The 17963-nt window shown below is 62.2% G+C and carries 19 protein-coding genes; 6 read left to right on the top strand and 13 right to left on the bottom strand.

Annotated elements, in window-relative coordinates; translation table 11 throughout:
- Positions 1-125: 125 nt before the first annotated feature.
- The 3 genes from ASD31_RS08985 to lptF are packed head-to-tail and all read right to left on the bottom strand — an operon-like array spanning position 126 to position 4716.
- Positions 126-2465, bottom strand: coding sequence for an LPS-assembly protein LptD (locus ASD31_RS08985; protein WP_056332036.1), 2340 nt, complete (start codon positions 2463-2465; stop codon positions 126-128).
- Positions 2465-3550, bottom strand: coding sequence for an LPS export ABC transporter permease LptG (gene lptG, locus ASD31_RS08980; RefSeq protein WP_056332034.1), 1086 nt, complete (start codon positions 3548-3550; stop codon positions 2465-2467). The genes ASD31_RS08985 and lptG overlap by 1 nt, the downstream gene beginning before the upstream one ends.
- Positions 3547-4716, bottom strand: a complete 1170-nt coding sequence (lptF, locus tag ASD31_RS08975) for an LPS export ABC transporter permease LptF (RefSeq protein ID WP_056332032.1) — start codon at positions 4714-4716, stop codon at positions 3547-3549. Before lptF ends, lptG begins: the two co-directional genes overlap by 4 nt.
- Positions 4717-5034: 318 nt before the next feature.
- Here lptF and ASD31_RS08970 point away from each other — a divergent pair, with 318 nt between their 5' ends.
- Together ASD31_RS08970 and ASD31_RS08965 are read left to right on the top strand one after the other, a co-directional pair.
- Positions 5035-6528, top strand: a complete 1494-nt coding sequence (locus ASD31_RS08970) for a leucyl aminopeptidase (protein ID WP_056332030.1) — start codon at positions 5035-5037, stop codon at positions 6526-6528.
- An 8-nt stretch (positions 6529-6536) separates the two neighbouring features.
- Complete coding sequence (locus tag ASD31_RS08965) at positions 6537-6986, top strand: DNA polymerase III subunit chi (RefSeq protein WP_056332028.1); 450 nt, start codon at positions 6537-6539, stop codon at positions 6984-6986.
- 114 nt (positions 6987-7100) lie between these two features.
- Here ASD31_RS08965 and ASD31_RS08960 read toward each other — a convergent pair whose 3' ends face one another.
- Complete coding sequence (locus ASD31_RS08960) at positions 7101-8027, bottom strand: Gfo/Idh/MocA family protein (protein ID WP_056332026.1); 927 nt, start codon at positions 8025-8027, stop codon at positions 7101-7103.
- A gap of 154 nt (positions 8028-8181) precedes the next feature.
- Between ASD31_RS08960 and ASD31_RS08955 the strand changes: the two genes are divergently transcribed.
- Positions 8182-9024, top strand: coding sequence for a GNAT family N-acetyltransferase (locus ASD31_RS08955; RefSeq protein WP_056332024.1), 843 nt, complete (start codon positions 8182-8184; stop codon positions 9022-9024).
- On the opposite strand, the gene ASD31_RS08950 is transcribed toward ASD31_RS08955, so the two are convergent.
- The 4 genes from ASD31_RS08950 to ASD31_RS08935 all read right to left on the bottom strand — a co-directional run bounded on the left by ASD31_RS08950 (position 9002) and on the right by ASD31_RS08935 (position 13019).
- Positions 9002-9181: a hypothetical protein gene (locus ASD31_RS08950; RefSeq protein ID WP_156392571.1), complete on the bottom strand. Its 180-nt coding sequence runs from the start codon at positions 9179-9181 to the stop codon at positions 9002-9004. The two genes, ASD31_RS08955 and ASD31_RS08950, sit on opposite strands and share 23 nt — an antisense overlap.
- A 177-nt stretch (positions 9182-9358) precedes the next feature.
- Positions 9359-11242 carry an ABC-F family ATP-binding cassette domain-containing protein gene (locus tag ASD31_RS08945; RefSeq protein WP_056332020.1) on the bottom strand — a complete coding sequence of 628 codons (1884 nt, stop codon included), beginning with the start codon at positions 11240-11242 and terminating at the stop codon, positions 9359-9361.
- Between the two features lie 58 nt (positions 11243-11300).
- Positions 11301-12308, bottom strand: a complete 1008-nt coding sequence (locus ASD31_RS08940) for a GGDEF domain-containing protein (protein ID WP_162251148.1) — start codon at positions 12306-12308, stop codon at positions 11301-11303.
- 195 nt (positions 12309-12503) lie between these two features.
- Positions 12504-13019 (bottom strand): DinB family protein, encoded by a 516-nt coding sequence (locus ASD31_RS08935; protein WP_056332015.1) that lies wholly within the window; start codon positions 13017-13019, stop codon positions 12504-12506.
- A 138-nt stretch (positions 13020-13157) separates the two neighbouring features.
- Here ASD31_RS08935 and ASD31_RS08930 point away from each other — a divergent pair, with 138 nt between their 5' ends.
- Both ASD31_RS08930 and ndk read left to right on the top strand, forming a co-directional pair.
- Positions 13158-13847 carry a glutathione S-transferase family protein gene (locus tag ASD31_RS08930; protein WP_056332013.1) on the top strand — a complete coding sequence of 230 codons (690 nt, stop codon included), beginning with the start codon at positions 13158-13160 and terminating at the stop codon, positions 13845-13847.
- Between the two features lie 88 nt (positions 13848-13935).
- Positions 13936-14358 (top strand): nucleoside-diphosphate kinase, encoded by a 423-nt coding sequence (ndk, locus tag ASD31_RS08925; protein WP_056332011.1) that lies wholly within the window; start codon positions 13936-13938, stop codon positions 14356-14358.
- Positions 14359-14439: 81 nt separating this feature from the next.
- Here ndk and ASD31_RS08920 read toward each other — a convergent pair whose 3' ends face one another.
- Positions 14440-14976, bottom strand: a complete 537-nt coding sequence (locus ASD31_RS08920; RefSeq protein WP_413813809.1) for a hypothetical protein — start codon at positions 14974-14976, stop codon at positions 14440-14442.
- A 2-nt stretch (positions 14977-14978) separates the two neighbouring features.
- Positions 14979-15539 carry a CGNR zinc finger domain-containing protein gene (locus tag ASD31_RS08915; RefSeq protein ID WP_056332009.1) on the bottom strand — a complete coding sequence of 187 codons (561 nt, stop codon included), beginning with the start codon at positions 15537-15539 and terminating at the stop codon, positions 14979-14981.
- A gap of 79 nt (positions 15540-15618) precedes the next feature.
- Here ASD31_RS08915 and ASD31_RS08910 point away from each other — a divergent pair, with 79 nt between their 5' ends.
- Positions 15619-16515: a branched-chain amino acid ABC transporter permease gene (locus tag ASD31_RS08910; protein ID WP_056332007.1), complete on the top strand. Its 897-nt coding sequence runs from the start codon at positions 15619-15621 to the stop codon at positions 16513-16515.
- 13 nt (positions 16516-16528) lie between these two features.
- Here the strand turns inward: ASD31_RS08910 and ASD31_RS08905 are convergent, their stop codons facing one another.
- From ASD31_RS08905 to pgsA, 3 genes are read right to left on the bottom strand one after another with little or no spacing between them, the layout of a single operon-like run.
- Entirely contained in the window at positions 16529-16999 is a 471-nt protein-coding gene (locus ASD31_RS08905) for a molybdenum cofactor biosynthesis protein MoaE (RefSeq protein ID WP_056332005.1), read from the bottom strand.
- Positions 17000-17002: 3 nt separating this feature from the next.
- On the bottom strand, positions 17003-17263 hold the full coding sequence (gene moaD / locus ASD31_RS08900; RefSeq protein ID WP_056332003.1) for a molybdopterin converting factor subunit 1: 261 nt from the start codon (positions 17261-17263) through the stop codon (positions 17003-17005).
- The gene (pgsA, locus tag ASD31_RS08895; protein WP_056332001.1) at positions 17263-17877 is read right to left on the bottom strand and encodes a CDP-diacylglycerol--glycerol-3-phosphate 3-phosphatidyltransferase; all 615 of its coding nucleotides are present in this window, start codon (positions 17875-17877) and stop codon (positions 17263-17265) included. The genes moaD and pgsA overlap by 1 nt, the downstream gene beginning before the upstream one ends.
- Between the last annotated feature and the right edge of the window lie 86 nt (positions 17878-17963).

Here is a 17963-nt window from a genome sequence, read left to right as displayed (position 1 = left end):
TGTCGAGCGCAGCGTTCCGCGCTGATTTTCCGCATCAATGCCTAATACATGCGGCCGAACAATGACAAGCCCCGATGCAAAAGCATCAGGGTGCCGCTGGACGTGCCAAAAAGCGCTTCGCCGCCTCAGTTGAGGTCGTCGAAATCCGTGTCGCCGATATCGATGTCACCCAGGGTCCGGAAACTGATGCGCGCGCCGATCGACCAGTCGTTGGCGACGGACTGGTCGCTGTCGCGCTCTTCCTTGTAGACCAGCGAGAAGATCGTGTCGCGGTCGTCATAGGTGATGCCGATGCCGTTGCGGGTAATGACATTGCTGTTCAGATCATAGGTCACCGAACCGAAGATCGACCAGTAGTCACGGAAGCGGAAGGCGGCGGCCGTCTGAATTTCGTCCTGGTCGTTGGTCGCCCCGTAAAGCGGCTGCGCCTGGATGCTGGTATAGGTGACCGCGCCCTGCCACTGGATGCCCTGATAGCCCAGCGTCGCATCGGCGCGCCGCAGGTCCAGGCTCTTCTCGTCGAGCCGGCCGCTGAGGCTTGCCGTGATGCCGGAGGGCGCGTCGACGCCGATCATGGCGACATAGTCGGACCGGTCGGTCTCCAGGCCGGAATTGGCGCCTGCCTTGACCAGGTCGTCGGTCGCAAAGGAATTCAGGCCGCCAAGATGGAAGGACTGGCCGGCAATGGCGCGCAGGGCATAGCCGTTGCCGAGCGCTCCGGTATAGCGGATACCGAGATTGGCGCGCGAGCCGCCTTCGATCCGGTCGAAACCGGAGAACTTGTCGCGGTCGAACAGTGACGTCGCGTCGAACACGAAGCTCTGGGCATCCTCGTTGGGCAGGGCGCCGGCATATTCCTCGTCCGGCCGGACAAAAAGCTGGGCGATCGGCTCGATGATATGGCTGCTGTAATCGGTGGTCAGGAGGATGGGATAGCGCGCATCGATGCCGGCCGTCAGCATGCCGCGGGTGGCGGCGTCGTCGTCATAATAATTGCCGCTATAATTGCTGGGAGCGGTCATCGAGGTTCCGATCGCGTCGCCGCGGGCGGCAAGGATCGGCGTCAGCGAAAGCCCGCCCGGAACGATGAAATTGCGCTTCCACTCCGCCTCGGCGGAAAGCCGGTGATAGGTGCCGTCCAGTCCGCGATAGCGGTACACGTCGGGACCGGGCAGCGCGACGCGCAACTCATCTTCGCGGTTGCGATTGATATTGGTCAGATTGACCTCGGCGGTCAGTTCACCGCCCAGCACCGGCTCGGGCGCCGTATAGGAATAGTCGAGAACCTGCGCCACCGCCTGCTTGTTTTCGGCAAGGCTGTCCGGATCGGCATCCTGGATATCGAAGTAGAAGGCCCGCGCATCGAAATGATTGCGCTTGCCGAGACCGGTGAGATAGACTTGGTTCGTGTAGGTGGTGCCGTCGAAGGTCGACAGTTCATAGGTCTTGGCGAAGTTGGCATCGCTCTGCACCAGCACATTCCAGCCGAATGTCCATCGCGGATTGATCTTGAATTCGCCAGCCGAGGCGATCATGCCGCGATTGGTTTCGCGGGCATCGACCGTGCCGTCCGTAAAGTTGTCGCGGTTCATCTGGCTGATGCCGGCCATGCTGAGAATATGTTCGCCGTTTTCGAAGCGCTGGCGAAACTCCCCCTGAAGCAGGAAACCCTGGCGCGTCAGCCCGGTCCCCGTCACGGTCGCGTCCATATGGGGCGAAATCGCCCAGTAATAGGGAATGCTGACGCCGGCGCCGAGCTTCTGGGTATAGCTGAACTTCGGAAACAGGAAGCCGCTCTTGCGCTTCACCGTATGATCGGGAAGTTCAAGAACCGGCAGGAAGAGGATGGGCTTACCGAACAGCTCGAAACGGGCATTTTCCATCCGCACCGTATGGGTCCGGCCGTTCTGGACGATGCGCTGCGCCTTGAGGTGCCAGAGGGAACGATGGTTCGGGTTGGTGGCGCAGGGCGTGCAGGCGGTATAGACGGCATTGTTGAGGATCATCTCCTCGCCATTGCGGCGCTCGGCGGTCACGGCCGCCAGCTTGGTGAGATCCGTCGTCTCCAGCCGCATCGTCTCGATGAAGCCGTCGGAGAATGTGTCGGTAACGTCCATCTGGTCGGCATAGATGCGATTGCCGCCGGGCTCGATCAGCTCGATTTCGCCGGTCGCGATGATGCGCCCCGTCTTCTGGCTGTATTCGACCTGCTGGGCGACCATCTGGTAGCCGCCGTAATTGATCTGCACGGCGCCGCGTACGATGACGCGCTCCGCATCCTGATTGTAGACGAGTTCGTTCGCCGACAGAAGCATCTTGGCGTCGTCGGGAAGGCTCGGCTGGAGCGAATCGATATCCGCCGGCTGCGCCCATGCGGGCGCGATCGGGTTCGACGCCAGGAATGCAACACCGGAAAGCAGAATGGCCGTCAGCAGCCTTGTATGTTTGCGGGCGCCTGCCGCCACTAGCCATCCTCCTCATGCAATAGAATCGTCGAGCCCAGCGCCATCGCTACAACAACTGGCAACCAGGCTGCAACGAACGGAGGCATAATGCCGCTGCTCCCGAATGCTTTGACAAGCACGGTGACGACATAAAGCACGAAGCCCGAGAGGATTCCACCGAGAATTACCGGTCGCGACTGGTTGAACCGGCTAAATTTCAGGGAGACGCTGGCGGCGATCAGCGTCATCGCCACGAGAAGCAGTGGAAGCGAAAGCAGGGAGTGGAAGTGGGTTTCCATGGCATTGGTCGGGAAACCGAAGGATTTCGCCACCTCGATCTTGTGCGGGAGGTCGAAAAACTGAATGGAATCAGCCTTTCCGAGGCTTTCCTGAACGAATTCCGGCTTGAGATGGGTCGGCAGCCGTACCGTTTCGAGACGTCGCGGCAATTGTCCGTTGCGCGTTTCCGTCACCGCGTTAAGAAGCCAGTAACCATCTTCGAGTTTTGCCGTGGCCGCATCCTGTCTCGAAACGATCGTCCCGAGCGGATCGAAATGGATCACGCTGACATTGACCAGGGTCTTGCCCTCGTCGCGAACCGAGCGGGCGCCGATGATCGTATCGTCGTTTCCGTAGATCTGGCGAAGCCAGGGAACGGCGATCGTCGACTTGGACGCCGAAGAACTGCCCCATTCGGTTTCCAGCATTTCCGCCTGTTTGGTGCCCCAGGAAGCGAGCGGGTTGAGCGCTATAACCGTCAGCACGCCGAACAGGAAGGCGCCGACCACGAAAGGCTGCAGGAACTGCCAGACGGAAATGCCGGCCGCGCGCGTCACCACCAGCTCATAGCGGCGATTGAGCGAGATCAGCGCCGCCATGCCGGAAAACAGCGCCACGAAGGGAACGGTCTGCTGCAGGATCATCGGTATGCGGAACGTGGTCATCAACAGCGCGCCGGCGACGGAATAGCGCGGCAACTGCGACATTCGGTTGGACAATTCGCTGAAATCGATGATGAAGATCAGCGCGAAGATGCCGGCGAGGAACCAGAAGGTGGTCATCGCATAGCGCCTGAAGAAATAGCGGCCGAGTGTCGTGAAGATCATGACGGCTGATTCCCGTCGGAGGCCGGCTTGGCAAGGCGCAGCCGCACCAGGAGGTCGTTGACCCTCTGCTCCCAGCTGACGGGAATTTCAAGCCGCCTGTTTCCGGTCAGCTGGCGTATCGCAAGCGCGCCGGTGCCGATCGGGATGAGGTACATGATCGGAATGAAGAGGCGCGATTCCTCGGCGCTGTTGGCGGCATAGAAGGTTGTCCAGCGAATGAACAGGCAGGTCAGCAGCGCCGTGATCATCGGATGCATCCGGGCCTCGCGATGGGACCGCGCATCGCTGCTGACGACCAGCGCGACCAGGGCGAAAACAAGGGGGAAAGTCCATTCGGTGAACCGGCGATGAAGCTCGGCCGAGAAGGAGAGCGGCTTCTTCTCATAGACCGGATCCTTCGGATCAGGATTGAAAAGATAGGGCAGGTCCCGGTCCTTGGCGCGAATGTTCACCTCGCCGGCCATCCGGGTCATGTCCGTGAGGTCGAAGGCATAACTGTCGAACTTGATGATCGAGACATTGCCGTCGGGCAGCTTGCGGTGCACCTCGCCATCCTTCATCACCAGCGCCGTGCCATTGTCGTCGACCGCACCCTCGCGGGCGTAATAGACGAGCTCATAGGCCGGATTGCGCGAATCGGCGACGAAAATACCACCAAGCACGCCGCCGCTGCGCCGCGAGGCGACCTGGACATAGAGACCGTCGGCGATCTTGCGGAAGGTGTTTTCCTGCACGACCGACGACAGGAGATCGGCATTTGCCGTGGCGATCATCTTGCGCACGGCCATGCGCGAATAGGGTTCGACGAAATTGTCGACCGTAAAGGAAAGCGCGCTGAGGGCGAGGCTCAGATAGATGATCGGCCGGATGATCGTCATGCGCGAACTTCCGGCCGCATTCAGCACCGTCAGTTCCGAATCGGCATTCATCGCCGTCAGCGTCTGCGCCACGCCGATGACCAGCGCGAAGGGAAGGATGAGCGGCACGATGGACGGCAGGACGAGCGTCGCAAGCCGCATGAAGGCGAGGATCGACTGGCCGCTGTCGGTGACCAGATTGATGCTGGCCAGCGCCTGTGTCGTCCACACGATCGCCAGAAGCGGCAGAAGCGTGGCGAGGAACATGCCCGTTGCCCGCTTCAGGATATAACGCTCGATCAGTTTCATGCATTGTCCTGGCCGCTGTGGCCGTGCGACGGGTTCGGGAATGCCGGCATATAGCTGGCCGGAACCTGTATCAATGCCGTGTCGAATAAGCCGGTTTGCAAGATTTTCACAATGACGAAAGACTAAAGGATCAAGGCTAATCGACGGCAAAGAATGCTGGTTAACGGCATGTAAACATACGCTCGCGTCTTGCCAAGGCCATTAAAACCAAGAAAGGGTATGCCAACGTGCCGCGGGGGTGGCGGAAGGTGACGAATGTCCGCCACTGTAGCCCCCATGTAACAGCACCGCGCCCGCATCGCCATCCTGGAGTTTCTCATGTCCTTGAAATTCGAAATCGGTTTCAGCAAATCGGCCCGCCCCACCGGCGGCCTCGCCATCCTGCTCAAGACAGTTGACGCAAAAGAAGCCGCAGGCGTCCAGCAGGTCGATCCACAGGACATTATCGCCAGGGCCGCGCGGATCGCGAAATTCAAGGGCAAGACGCTCGCCGCGCTCGATATCGTGGCGCCGCATGGTTCGCCGGCCGAGCGCATTCTCGTTCTCGGCATGGGCGACGGAACGGGCCTCACCGCCCATGACTGGCTGAAGGCCGGCGGCGCGGCTGCGGCGAAAATCCGTTCCGCCGAGAAGGTCACCGTCTTCCTCGATGCACCCGGGCTCGTCGTGTCCGGCAAGCAGGCGGCCGATTTTGCGCTCGGCATGGAAATGAACGCCTATCGCTTCGATTGCTACAAGACGAAAAAGGACGAGGACGACCAGAAGGCGCCTGTGAAGCCGGTGAAGATAACGATCGTCACCGATGCGGCGGTGGCGGCGAAGAAACTGGCATCCTTCTCGCAGGCGGTGGCCGAAGGCGTCTTCCTGGCCCGTGATCTCGTCAACGAGCCGGCCAATATTCTGGGGCCGGTCGAATTCGCCGCCAAGGCCAAGGAACTGGAAAAACTCGGTGTCGAGGTCGAGGTGCTGACCGAGCGTGAAATGAAACGGCTCGGCATGGGCGCGCTGCTCGGCGTGGCGCAGGGCTCGGCCCGGCCGCCGCGGCTTGCCGTCATGCAATGGAAGGGCGGTAAGCCGAAGGACAGGCCGATCGCTTTCGTCGGCAAGGGTGTCGTCTTCGATTCGGGCGGCATTTCCATCAAGCCCGGTGCCGGCATGGAGGAAATGAAGGGCGACATGGGCGGCGCGGCCGCCGTCACCGGGCTGATGCATGTCCTGGCGGCGCGCAAGGCGAAGGCCAATATCGTCGGCATTATCGGACTTGTGGAAAACATGCCTGATGGCAATGCCCAGCGGCCCGGCGACATCGTCACCTCCATGTCCGGACAGACGATCGAGATCATCAATACCGATGCCGAGGGCCGGCTCGTGCTCTGCGATGCGCTCTGGTACTGCAACGACCGCTTCAAGCCGCAGTTCATGGTCAATCTGGCGACGCTCACAGGTGCTGTGATGGTGGCGCTCGGCAGCCATCATGCTGGCCTCTTTGCCAATGACGACAGGCTTGCCGGTCAGCTGACGGCGGCCGGCCAGGCGACGCAGGAACGCCTCTGGCGCCTGCCGCTCGACAAGGAATACGACAAGATGATCGACAGCAAGTTCGCCGATATGAAGAATACCGGCGGCCGCTATGCCGGTTCGATCACCGCCGCGCAGTTCCTGAAGCGCTTCGTCAAGGATACGCCCTGGGCGCATCTGGACATCGCCGGCACCGCCATGGGCTCACCCAATGACGAGGTCAACCAGTCCTGGGCATCCGGCTTCGGCGTGCGCCTGCTCGACGAGCTGGTGCGGGCCAATTACGAGAGCTGACCTAGGACGTGACGGAAATCCTGTTCTACCACCTGACCGAATCGAAGCTCGAGGACGCGCTGCCGCCGCTGCTCGACCGCTGCATCGAGCGCGGCTGGCGCGTCGTCGTGCAGACCGCCGGCGAGGAGCGGCGCGACATGCTCGATACGCATCTGTGGACCTATCGCGACGACAGTTTCCTGCCGCACGGTACCGATGAGGCGGAGTTTGCCGCAGACCAGCCGATCTTGCTGACCGCCGGCGAGACCAACGGCAACGCCGCCACCGTCCGCTTCATCATCGATGGTGCTGCGCCACCGCCGGTCGGCGGTTACGACCGGATGGTCTTCATGTTCGACGGCTATGATCAGGAGCAACTGGAAGGCGCGCGGGCACACTGGAAGACACTGAAGGCCGAGGGCCATGCCCTGACCTATTGGCAGCAGAATGAGGACAGGCGCTGGGTGAAGAAGGCGTAAGCCGCCGCTACGAGGAAACGGATGCCTGTCCCTTCTCCCCGCCGATGGGAGAAGGTGGTGGCCCGAAGGGCCGGATGAGGGGCAATGATCGCCGCCTCAGCCATTCCAGGCCAATCAATCGATAAACGCGTCCACGAACTTCCGTCGGCCCAGCATGAAGGCATCGGCGACATGCCGGAGCGGCGCGAGATCGACGTCGGATTGTTTCGTCTTGATGATTTCGGCGAAGCGGGCGTAGAGGGCGGGATATTCCCGCTCCGGCTCGTCGTGGACGAGCTTGCCGTCGATCGACAGCTTGGCGCCGCCTTCGGAAAGAACCATCCTGCCGGCATCTGTCTCGGCGATGATATCCCAGCTCTGGTGCCCGGTCTGGCGCCAGTCGAAATCGGCCGTCACCGGCAGGGCATGGGCATCGCTGAAGCGGATCGCGGCGGCGATCGGCGCATCGCGGTTTTCCGGGAATTCGAGCGTCGCTTCGGTAATAAACAGCGGGTTCGGCAGGATATGGGTGACGATCGACAGGGCATTGATGCCGGGGTCGAAGACGCCAAGTCCGCCAGCCTGCCAGATCCAGTCCTGGTTCGGATGCCAGTGGCGCACATCTTCCTTCCAGATCACCTGGACGGCGTTGATACGGGTGGAGGCGAGGAAGCGTCTCGCCGCCTCGACCGCCGGCGCATAGCGCGAATGCCAGCTGGCAAAGAGCGACAGCCCGTTTGCCGAGGCCAGTGATTCGAGGTCGGCGACTTCGCTCAGCGTCGCGCCCGGCGGCTTTTCCAGGAACACATGCTTGCCGGCCTCCAGCGCCACGCGTGCCGCCTGATAGCGGAATTGCGGGGGCATGCAGAGCGATACAGCATCGATTGCGGGCACCGCCTCGAGCATCGCTTCGATCGACTTGAAATTATCGATGCCGTCGACGATGCCGTGGCGGCTGGCGGCGGCAATCAGCCGGTAATCGGCATTTCCCGCAATGGCGGGCAGGTGCTGGTCGCGGACGATCTTGCCGACGCCGACGATGGCGATATGGATGGGGTTCATGGCGTTCGCTCGATTTGTATGACTTTATATCGGGCTTTGTAGCAGAAAGCGAAACAGGGGCAAGCGCCGCCTTTGCCGGACAATCCGCCGGCCGGTCTGGACAATCGCTCCGCCAATCTATCTGTTTAGGCCGATATCGACGCAAGGAGATCCCATGTCCCCGATCATTCGAAAAGCCGGCCGCGCCGATCTCGATCTTCTTCTCGACTGGGCGGCGCGGGAAGGATGGAATCCCGGCCTCGACGACGCGGCATCCTTCTGGGCGGCCGATCCGGACGGCTACTGGGTCGCCGAAGAGGATGGCCGGGTGGTCGCCGGCCTCTCGCTGGTGCGCTACGACGGGACCTATGCCTTTCTCGGCTTCTATATCACCCATCCCGATTATCGCGGGCAGGGGATAGGCCATCGCCTCTGGCAAAGCGTGCTGCCGGAGGCGGCCGGGCGCACGATCGGGCTGGACGGCGTGCCGGGGGCGCAGGACATCTACGCGAAATCCGGTTTTGCCCTTGCCCACACCAATATCCGCTATGGCGGCGAGGTGAAATGCACCGAACCGCCGGGCACCGAACTGGTCTCGGTTTCCCCGGTGCACATGCCATTGCTTGTCGATTACGATGCGCGGTTCTATCCGGCGCGCCGGGAGAATTTCCTGCGCGAATGGCTGAAGCCGCGTGATGGCCGCCAAAGCATCGCGCTGATCCGCAACGCTGGTATCGCCGCCTATGGCACCATCCGCGCCAGCCAGGAGGGACACAGGATCGGGCCGCTCTTTGCCGATACCGAGACCGGTGCAGATCTCGTCTTTCGCAAACTGGTGGCCAGTATCGGCGGCGGTCCGGTCTTTCTCGATATTCCCGAGCCGAACGCCGCCGCCCGGGCGCTCTGCGACCGCTACAATCTGAAGCCTGTCTTCGAGACGGCGCGCATGTATCGCGGCATCGCGCCCGATCTGCCGCTGGGGCAAATCTACGGGGTCACAACATTCGAGCTGGGATAGCGCTCAAGGACCAGGAGAGAAGATCGGATTGCCCGCCGATGACAAGCACGCTGGCAAAGATGCTCAACACGAGCAGCACGACGAGCACCCAGAACAGCCGGCCGGAGGCCGGCGCGACGTCGACGAGCACCGGTTCCTTGTTGCGCAGCGCGTTCATCGCATGCCTTGGATTGCCCCATTTGACACGCCGGAACCGAAAGACATTTTGCGTTTCGTGCTTCATGGCGAGAAAATCTAGGGCGGTGTCTTAAACACCGCCTTAAACACCTCGTTAAGACTTTAGAGATCGCTTATGAATGTCGTGCCCGGCGCATTTACGGGAGGGCGACGGCGGTCAGTCCGCCATCGCCTCTTCGTATTCGCTCGACAATTCCATCCAGTGTTCTTCCGCCTTGGCCAGCCGCGCCATGATGTCGGCGCGCTCCTTCACCTTGGCGGCGGCCTTTTCCGGGTGCTTGTCGTAGAGGTCCTGGTCTTCAAGTTCCTTGTCGACGGCCTGAATCTGTTTCTGCAGCTTGGCCGTCAAGGATTCGATATCGTTGATCTTTTTCTTCAACGGCGCAAAGGCTGCCCGCTTGTCGGCATTGGCCTTGCGCTGCTCGGCCTTGGAGCGACCATCCTCGCCGCCCTTGTTCTTGCCGCCCTTGCCGCGCGAACTCTGGACGATGGTGTTGCGATAATCCTCCAGGTCGCCGTCGTAATTGGAAACGGTGCCGTCCTTGACCAGCCAGAGCCGGTCGACGGTCGCCTCGATCAGGTGGCGGTCGTGCGAGATCAGGATAACGGCGCCTTCATACTCGTTCAACGCCCCGATCAGCGCATTGCGGCTGTCGATGTCGAGATGGTTTGTGGGTTCGTCGAGGATCAGAAGGTTCGGCGCCTCGAAGGCGGCAAGCCCCATCAGCAGGCGTGCCTTTTCGCCACCCGACAGGTCCTTGGCGGGGGTTTCCATCTTCTCGGTGGCAAGCCCCATCTGGGCGACGCGGGCGCGCACCTTGGCTTCCGGTGCTTCCGGCATCAGCGGGCGGACATGCTGGACGGCGGTGTCGCCGGGGATCAGGTCATCGAGCTGGTGCTGCGCGAAGAAGCCGATCTTCAGGTTGGGCGCCAGCCTGATGTCGCCGCTATCGGCGGAAAGGCGGCCGGAGATGAACTTGGCGAAGGTCGACTTGCCGTTGCCGTTTGAGCCGAGCAGCGCGATCCGGTCGTCATTGTCGATCCTGAGGTTGAGACCCTTGAGGATCGGCTTGCCCGGCGTATAGCCGACGGCACCGCCGGTGATGGCGACGATCGGCGAGGCCGGCTGCTTCTCGGGCTTGGGGAAGCGGATCGGCTGGACGTGATCCTCGATGACGGACGAAACCGTGCCCATACGCTCCAGCGCCTTGACGCGGCTCTGCGCCTGGCGGGCCTTGGAAGCCTTGGCCTTGAAGCGGTCGATGAAGGATTGCAGGTGCTTTCGCGCCGCGTCGTTCTTGGCCTTCGCCTTGGTCTGCAGTTCCATCGCCTCGGCGCGCTGGCGCTCGAACTGGTCGTAGGAGCCGCGATAGAAGGTGAGCTTCTTCTGGTCGAGATGCACGATCGAATTGACCGCCATGTTCAGCATGTCGCGGTCATGGCTGATGATGATGACCGTGTGCGGATAGCGGCGGATATAATCCTCCAGCCACAGCGTGCCTTCGAGATCGAGATAGTTGGTGGGCTCGTCGAGGAGGAGCAGGTCAGGCTCGGCAAACAGCACGGCCGCCAGAGCGACGCGCATGCGCCAGCCGCCCGAGAAGCTCGATGCGGGGCGAAGCTGGGCCTCGGCATCGAAGCCGAGACCCGACAGGATGCTCGCGGCCCGCGCTTCCGCCGAATGGCTGTCGATATCGGCCAGCCGCATGTGGATGTCGGCAATCCGGTGCGGATCGGTGGCGGTCTCGGCTTCGGCCAGCAGCGCCTCGCGCTCCTTGTCGGCCTTCAGCACGATCTCGATCAGCGGCTCTTCGGTGCCCGGCGCTTCCTGCGCCACCTGGCCTATCCGGGTGTTCTTGGGGATCGAGACGAAACCGCTCTCGCTTTCCATTTCGCCGGTGACGATCTTGAACAGCGTCGACTTGCCGGCGCCGTTCTTGCCGACGAGACCCGCCTTCGTGCCCGCCGGAAGCGCCACGCTGGCATGATCGATGAGGAGACGCCCGGCAATACGGGCGGAGAGGTCGCTGATGGTAATCATGGCGGCGTTTTGGCCGAAGTCCGCCGATAAGGCAAGGGTTTGCCGAGAGGCTGCTGGATCACGCGGCGTGCGGCGTGTAGATTTTGCCTGTCCGGCTGCCGATCGCGGCGGAAAAGACCAGCGCATCCGGCCTGCCGGCGGCACGCGCCGCCTGCAGCGCCAGTTCGGCTTGGGCAAGCAGGTCGGTGCTGCCCGTCGCCGCTCCGCTCACGGCGATGCCGGCGGCGAGGGACAGGCTTTGCGGGGTGAAGGCGCGCTCGGGAAGTGCAAACCGCAGGGCCTCGACAGCGGCGCGGATACGGCCGGCGATCGCCACGGCATTGTCGGCACTCGCATCGTGGAACAGGAAGGCGAATTCGTCGGCGCTGAGGCGCGCGACGAAATCATTCTTCTTGACGGATTTGCGAAACAGCGACGCCAGCTTCTTCAGTGCCCTGTCGGCCACAGCCTGGCCGTGGCGCTCGCCCATGGCGCGCAGCCCCTCCACGGTCACAAGGGCAAGTGCCGAGCCTGTCGCGGGATTTCTTTCTTCGTAGAGGGTGAAGAGCCGCGCGGAAAAGGCCAATCGGTTTGCAAGGCCGGTAACGGGATCGCGGGTCAAGGCGCGGCGCAGCGTCTCGGCATCGTCGTGAAGACGCCCGAGTTCGGCAAGCGTCTCGTCCATCCGCTCGATCGACGCCCGCTCCTGGCGCTCGAAGATTGCTGCCGCATCGCGCAGGCACCTGGCCTCATCGGCGAAATCCGACATACCGACCACCGGATCGGCTTCCAGCCGGGCGATGAAGGCACGTAAAATTTCGGCAAAACCCTGTTTCTTGCCTATATCCTTGTCCAGCGACTGGCTGAGCGCGGAGATCGAACGCGCCGTATCGACGCGGACAGTGTCGGCGGCCAGCGTCACGAAGCCGGGCAGGTGATGTTTGATGCCGAGTTGATCGAGCATCGCCTGATCCGGATACGTGCCGAGTGCTGCCATGTCGCGCGTCAGGGTGGAATTACGGCCGGAGAGGGCGGCGTGGAAAAGCTCGTAATTACGCGGGAGAGCCGCGACGCTACGTTTCGCCATCGCCTGCGTCACCTTCAGCAGAATGGCGTTTTGCTGAGGATATGTCCCGCCGTCACCTTTCGGTTTTCCCGTCATCTCCGCCGTCCTCGGATGGTTACGCATAAGCGACCGTTGCACTGCAACGCTGATAGCCGATCGGCATTAAAATCCCGTCAAGGGCTGGAGGGGCGGCTATAAGCAGGCCTTCGCGACGGCTCAGCCGGCATACGCCTTGCCCTCCGGCGTGCGCAGGAAATATACGAGATCCAGCGCGAGACTCGGCTGCCCGAGTGCGGTCAGCATCATGTGGCACTGGCCGCGATGATGGGTCTGGTGGTTGAACAGATGGGCGAGCGGCGGTGCCAGCCTCTGGGTGACCGGGGCAGGATTTGTGATCGGTCTATAGGTGAATCGGCCGGCAAGGTCGTCCTCGGTCAGGCTGTGAATCCAGGCGATGATCCGCTCGTCCTCGACGGCGCGGGCTGAGGCCAGGTCGGCGAAATCGTCGAAGAGAATGGCGTCGAGCAAGGCTGGGGCCTCGCCGCTGCCGGTGAAGCGCTTCATCCATATGCGGTCGGTGACCAGCAGGTGATTGAGCGTATGATGCAGCGAGCCGAAGAAGGCGCCCATGTCTTCGCGGTATTGCGCATCGCTCAGGCCGCTTGCCGCCTGGTAGAGCCGCCGGTTGGCCCAGCGATTATAGTCGGCAAACATCCGGTAGTGCTCGATCATGGTCTTCTCCTGCTGCTCGTTCCAGCCTATCGCAGATCATGATCAGCGGGCGCGATCCGATCCATGAAATTTTCTGATTTGATTGTTGCCGGTAGCCGGGTTCAATGGCGCGCCAGGAAGGGCAAAGCAGGAGAAGACATGACCCGCATACTCTATACGCTGAGCGGCGCCGACAAGACCCGCCATTTCTCGCCGCATGCCTGGAAGACCGCCCTGTCGCTTGCTCATAAGGGGCTCGATTATCAGCTTGAGCCGGTGGGCTTCACGCAGATCCCGGTGATCGAGAACGCGGCAACGAAGACCGTGCCACTGCTGCGCGACGGCGACCGGCTGATCCCCGACAGCTTTGCCATCGCGCTTCATCTGGAGGAAACCTACCCCGATCGCCCGTCGCTGTTTGGCGGCGAGGGCGGCAAGGCGACGGCGCGCTTCATCGAAAGCTGGACGCAGACGGTGCTGCAAGCCGCCCTGATCCGCATCATCCTGATGGACATCCACGATTGCCTTGAACCCGTCGATCAGGCCTATTACCGGGCTTCCCGCGAGGCGCGCTTCGGCACGACGCTCGAGGCGGTGCTCGATATCGGCGCGGCGGAACTCCAGGCCTTCCCGGCCAGGCTGGAGCCGCTGCGCGCCATGCTCAAGAAGCAGAATTTCATTGGCGGCGACAGCCCGCTCTTTGCCGATTACATCGTCTTCGGGGCGCTGCAATGGGCGCGCATCACCTCGCCGAAGGCGATTCTTGTAGCCGGCGACTCGGTCACCGACTGGTTCGAACGCTGTCTTGATCTCCATGACGGGCTCGGACGGACCGTGACGGCGGCGTGAAACTTCGCGGCTCCCCCTTGTTTTGCTTGGCGTTGACGGTTATTGAACCGCCAAATTCACGGACCACGAACACCAAGGGATTGAGACAATGGCGATTGAACGCACCTTTTCGATGATCAAGCCGGACGCGACCAAGCGCAACCTGACGGGCGCCATCACCAAGATGCTCGAAGATGCCGGTCTGCGCGTCGTCGCTTCCAAGCGCGTCTGGATGAGCACCCGTCAGGCTGAAGGCTTCTACGCCGTTCACAAGGAACGCCCCTTCTTCGGCGAACTGGTCGAAGGCATGACCTCCGGCCCGACCATCGTCCAGGTTCTCGAAGGCGAAAATGCCATCCTGAAGAACCGTGAGATCATGGGCGCCACCAATCCGGCCAATGCCGACGAAGGCACGATCCGCAAGACGCATGCCCTGTCGATCGGCGAAAATTCGGTACACGGTTCGGACGCCCCGGAAACCGCCGCCGAGGAAATCCGCTACTGGTTCTCCGATACCGAAATCGTCGGCTGAATCAGTCTCTCGGGTTCCTGCCCGAAGGCATTGAAAAGATATCTTGAAAGCCGGAGCGGAAACGCTCCGGCTTTTAACGTTTCAGCCGTTCTCTGTCCCGCACTTCGCCGTTTCGAAATGTTCGGGCGTCTTGCCGTCCTTGAAGACCTCCGGGTTCTTGTCATAGGCGGGGCCGACGATGAGGGCCTTGGCCGGGAGGATATCCTGGTCGAGATCGGAGGTGACCGATGTTTCCAGTGTTTGCAGGACCGAACCGTCCGGCCCCTTGACGTCGATCGTCACCCGATAGGGACGTTCCTTCCTGACGCAGGTGATATCAGGGCTTTCGAGCACCACCTTGTCGAGTTGTTGGAACAGCTTGCGCTCAAGCACGAGAGGCGCCCCGCCTGCGGGGTTCTCGAATGTCGCCATCACGATGCTGCCGTCCGGCACCGGCTCGGTCTTGGTCAGCGTGATCAGGTAGGTGGCATAGGCGAGGCGGTAGTTGAAGACGAACATCTTGCCGGTCAGTTCGAGCGGATCCGGGCCGGTCTCGCGCTGGCAGGCGGCAAGCCCGAGAAGGGCGGCAAGCAGGCTGGTCACGACGGCCAGGCGGGGCGTGACAATCAGGCGGGTCAAGCTCACGGCGCTGGTTCCTTTCTCTGGCGCTGATAGTGGCGGCTTGCCTTGACGCGATTGCCGCAGACCGCCATGTCGCACCAGTTGCGGCTCCGGTTGCGGCTGCGATCGAGGAAAAGCCATTTGCAGTTGGGGCAGATTTTCAGGCGCTCCGGCTCGGAAAGGGTCGCGAGCGAAAGCGCCGAGCGGGCCGCCGCCGCATCGAGTGGCGTGGATTGCGCCGACAAGGCATGCCGCCGGGTGATCGTCGAGATGGCATCGAGCAGGTCGGCCAAGAGGGCGCCGGAGGCGCGTCCCAGCACCACGGCCCTGAAATGCCGGTCGACGGCGTCCCTGAGGGTGAAAAAGGCCGGGCGGTCAGCCGGCGAAACCGGCTCGAGTTCCCCGAACAAATGCCGTTCGGCGGAAAATTCGCGCGCCGCAGCGGCAAAGCCGTCCAGCGCTGCCGGATCGGCGTAACGGTCGATCCGGCGCTCCTCGTCGAAACGCATCACGATCGAATTGGCGATGTCGAGCGCCAGCGCGCCACCGGAAAAACGATGCGGGGTCCAGGCGAAGGTCATCGGAAATCCTAGCTGCAAATACTAACTGGCTAATCACATTTTACCAGTTATAATGCATTTGTCATCATCCGGATTTGCCATGGCCTATTTTCTCCAGCAACTCGCCAGCGCGCTGCCGATCGCGGCGCTCTATGCGCTGCTCGCCTTCGGTTATTCGATCGGCTTTGCCGTCACCCGCCGGGCCGATCTCACCTATGGCGCGCTCTTTGCCTTCTCCGGCCAAATCTTCCTGCTGTTTGCCGATTTCGCCTGGAACAAGCTCTGGCTGGTCATGCCCGCTGCCCTGGCGGCCGGCGCCGCTGCCGCGCTCGTCTATACGCTCGGCACCGGCCTTCTCATCGGCCGGTCGGTCATGCGCAGGCTGTCGGTCCTGTCGGAAAATACCGTCGTGGTCGCCTCGCTTGGCCTGGCGCTGATGCTGATGGAACTGTCGCGCATCGCCGCGGATACTCGCAGTCTCTGGCTGCCGCCCTTCCTCAACGCCCCGCTGGTGCTGTGGTCCGACCCGCGCTTTCCGGTAACGCTGACGGTGATCCAGCTCGCCAACACGGTGATTATGCTGTTTGTCATCGGAGCCGGTCAGGTTTTCCTGATGCGGTCCGCCTGGGGCCGGTCCTGGCGGGCGGTGTCGCAGGATGCCGAAGCGGCAGCCCTCTGTGGCATCGATGGCGGCCGTATCTTCGTCGCCGCCTACGGGCTTTCCGCGCTTCTCGCCGCCCTCTGTGGCATTCTCGCCACCGCCTATTACGGCACCATGGATTTCGGTGCCGGCCTCGTCTTCGGTGTCAAGGTGCTGTTCATCGCCGCGATCGGCGGCCAGATCGGTCCGCTGCTGGCGGCCGCGGGGGCGGCGGCCATGGGGCTTGGCGAAACGCTCTGGAGCGCCTATGGCCCGATGCTCTGGCGGGATTTCGCGATCTTCTCGTTCCTGATCCTGGTGCTGGTCCTGACGCGCCGCGAGCAGTTCCAGCCCTGAACCCGGTCCGCCCTCAGCCCTTCGACCAGCGCTCCCGCGCCGTGTCGTCGGCATCCTTGGCGCTGACCCAATGGCCCTGGCTGCCGTCCGTCCGGTGTTCCTTCTTCCAGAAGGGGGCGGAGGTTTTCAGGAAATCCATGATGAAATTGGCGCCGTCGAAAGCGGCCTGCCGGTGCGGCGAGGCGGTAAGGACGAGCACGATATTCTCGCCCGGCACGATCTTTCCATGGCGATGGATAGCGCAGACTGCCGAGAGCCCGAAACGGGTGGCTGCCTCTTCGCTTATGCGGGAGATTTCGGCCTGCGCCATGCCGGGATAATGCTCAAGCTCGAGCGCATCGAGCGTGCCGGCTTCGTCACGGCAAAGGCCGATGAAGCTGACCACCGCGCCGATATCGCGGCGGCCGGCCGACAGCGCTTGTACCTCGGCGGCAAGATCGAAATCCTCCGGCTGGACGCGCACCGTCACCAGGCTGCCGGTCACGGCTCAGCCCCCGGTCATCGGCGGGAACAGGGCGATCTCGCGGGCGCCGGAGATCGGCTCGCGATGATCGACATGCTCCTGGTTGATGGCGACGCGGATGACGTTCTCGTGTTCCAGCGCCGCTGCATAATCCTCGCCGAGCGTCTTCAGATGCGCCAGGAGATCGCCGGCGGTAACGACGCTGTCCGGCAGGTCGAGAATGTCCTCGTCCTTACCGATCCGTTCACGCACCCAGGCGAAATAGACGAGCCGGATATGGGCCATCAGTCGATCATATGTTTCAAGCCGGCGCGGAAATAATCGTAGCCGGTATACATCGTCAACGCCGCCGCGACCCAGAGCAGCACAATGCCTGTCTCCGTGACGTAGGGAATGATCTTGTCGCCGGCCGGACCTGCCAGAAGGAAGGCGATGGCGACCATCTGTATCGTCGTCTTCCACTTGGCGATCCGCGTCACCGGCACGCTCACCTTGAGCGCGGCCAGATATTCGCGCAGGCCTGAGACGAGAATTTCGCGGCAAAGGATGATGATCGCTGCCCAGAGTGACCATCCGGCAATCGTCTTTTCCGTATCGGCCGCCATCAAAAGCAGCGCGGTGGCCACCAGAAGCTTGTCCGCGATCGGGTCGAGCATGCGGCCGATATTGGATGTCTGGTTCCAGATGCGCGCCAGATAGCCGTCGAGAAAATCCGTCAGCGACGCGACGACGAAGATGCCGACCGCCGTCCAGCGGGCAAACTCTGAACTCCGCAGGTCGCCTTCGAGAAAGAAGCACAGCACGATCAGCGGAACAGCCAGAATCCGGCCATAGGTCAACAGGTTGGGGATGGAGTAGACGAGGGATGGTCTGGACATGGGCGTGGCTGCATCGGTCATTTGTTCGTTCCGGGATGAGACGACGGTATCGGCCTTGAAAGGACAATGCAAAGCTTATTCGGCGATCATGGCTGAATTCGTCTGAA

It is taken from the genome of Rhizobium sp. Root482 (assembly GCF_001426565.1).
Classification (GTDB): domain Bacteria; phylum Pseudomonadota; class Alphaproteobacteria; order Rhizobiales; family Rhizobiaceae; genus Pararhizobium.
This window is presented reverse-complemented; position numbering and strand designations above follow the sequence as displayed.

Coding starts and splice junctions, on each gene's coding strand:
- lptG (WP_056332034.1), bottom strand. CDS start 3,550: ATGATCTTCACGACACTCGGCCGCTATTTCTTCAGGCGCTATGCGATG.
- lptF (WP_056332032.1), bottom strand. CDS start 4,716: ATGAAACTGATCGAGCGTTATATCCTGAAGCGGGCAACGGGCATGTTC.
- ASD31_RS08970 (WP_056332030.1), top strand. CDS start 5,035: ATGTCCTTGAAATTCGAAATCGGTTTCAGCAAATCGGCCCGCCCCACC.
- ASD31_RS08960 (WP_056332026.1), bottom strand. CDS start 8,027: ATGAACCCCATCCATATCGCCATCGTCGGCGTCGGCAAGATCGTCCGC.
- ASD31_RS08955 (WP_056332024.1), top strand. CDS start 8,182: ATGTCCCCGATCATTCGAAAAGCCGGCCGCGCCGATCTCGATCTTCTT.
- ASD31_RS08950 (WP_156392571.1), bottom strand. CDS start 9,181: ATGAACGCGCTGCGCAACAAGGAACCGGTGCTCGTCGACGTCGCGCCG.
- ASD31_RS08945 (WP_056332020.1), bottom strand. CDS start 11,242: ATGATTACCATCAGCGACCTCTCCGCCCGTATTGCCGGGCGTCTCCTC.
- ASD31_RS08940 (WP_162251148.1), bottom strand. CDS start 12,308: ATGGCGAAACGTAGCGTCGCGGCTCTCCCGCGTAATTACGAGCTTTTC.
- ASD31_RS08935 (WP_056332015.1), bottom strand. CDS start 13,019: ATGATCGAGCACTACCGGATGTTTGCCGACTATAATCGCTGGGCCAAC.
- ASD31_RS08930 (WP_056332013.1), top strand. CDS start 13,158: ATGACCCGCATACTCTATACGCTGAGCGGCGCCGACAAGACCCGCCAT.
- ndk (WP_056332011.1), top strand. CDS start 13,936: ATGGCGATTGAACGCACCTTTTCGATGATCAAGCCGGACGCGACCAAG.
- ASD31_RS08915 (WP_056332009.1), bottom strand. CDS start 15,539: ATGACCTTCGCCTGGACCCCGCATCGTTTTTCCGGTGGCGCGCTGGCG.
- ASD31_RS08910 (WP_056332007.1), top strand. CDS start 15,619: ATGGCCTATTTTCTCCAGCAACTCGCCAGCGCGCTGCCGATCGCGGCG.
- moaD (WP_056332003.1), bottom strand. CDS start 17,263: ATGGCCCATATCCGGCTCGTCTATTTCGCCTGGGTGCGTGAACGGATC.
- pgsA (WP_056332001.1), bottom strand. CDS start 17,877: ATGACCGATGCAGCCACGCCCATGTCCAGACCATCCCTCGTCTACTCC.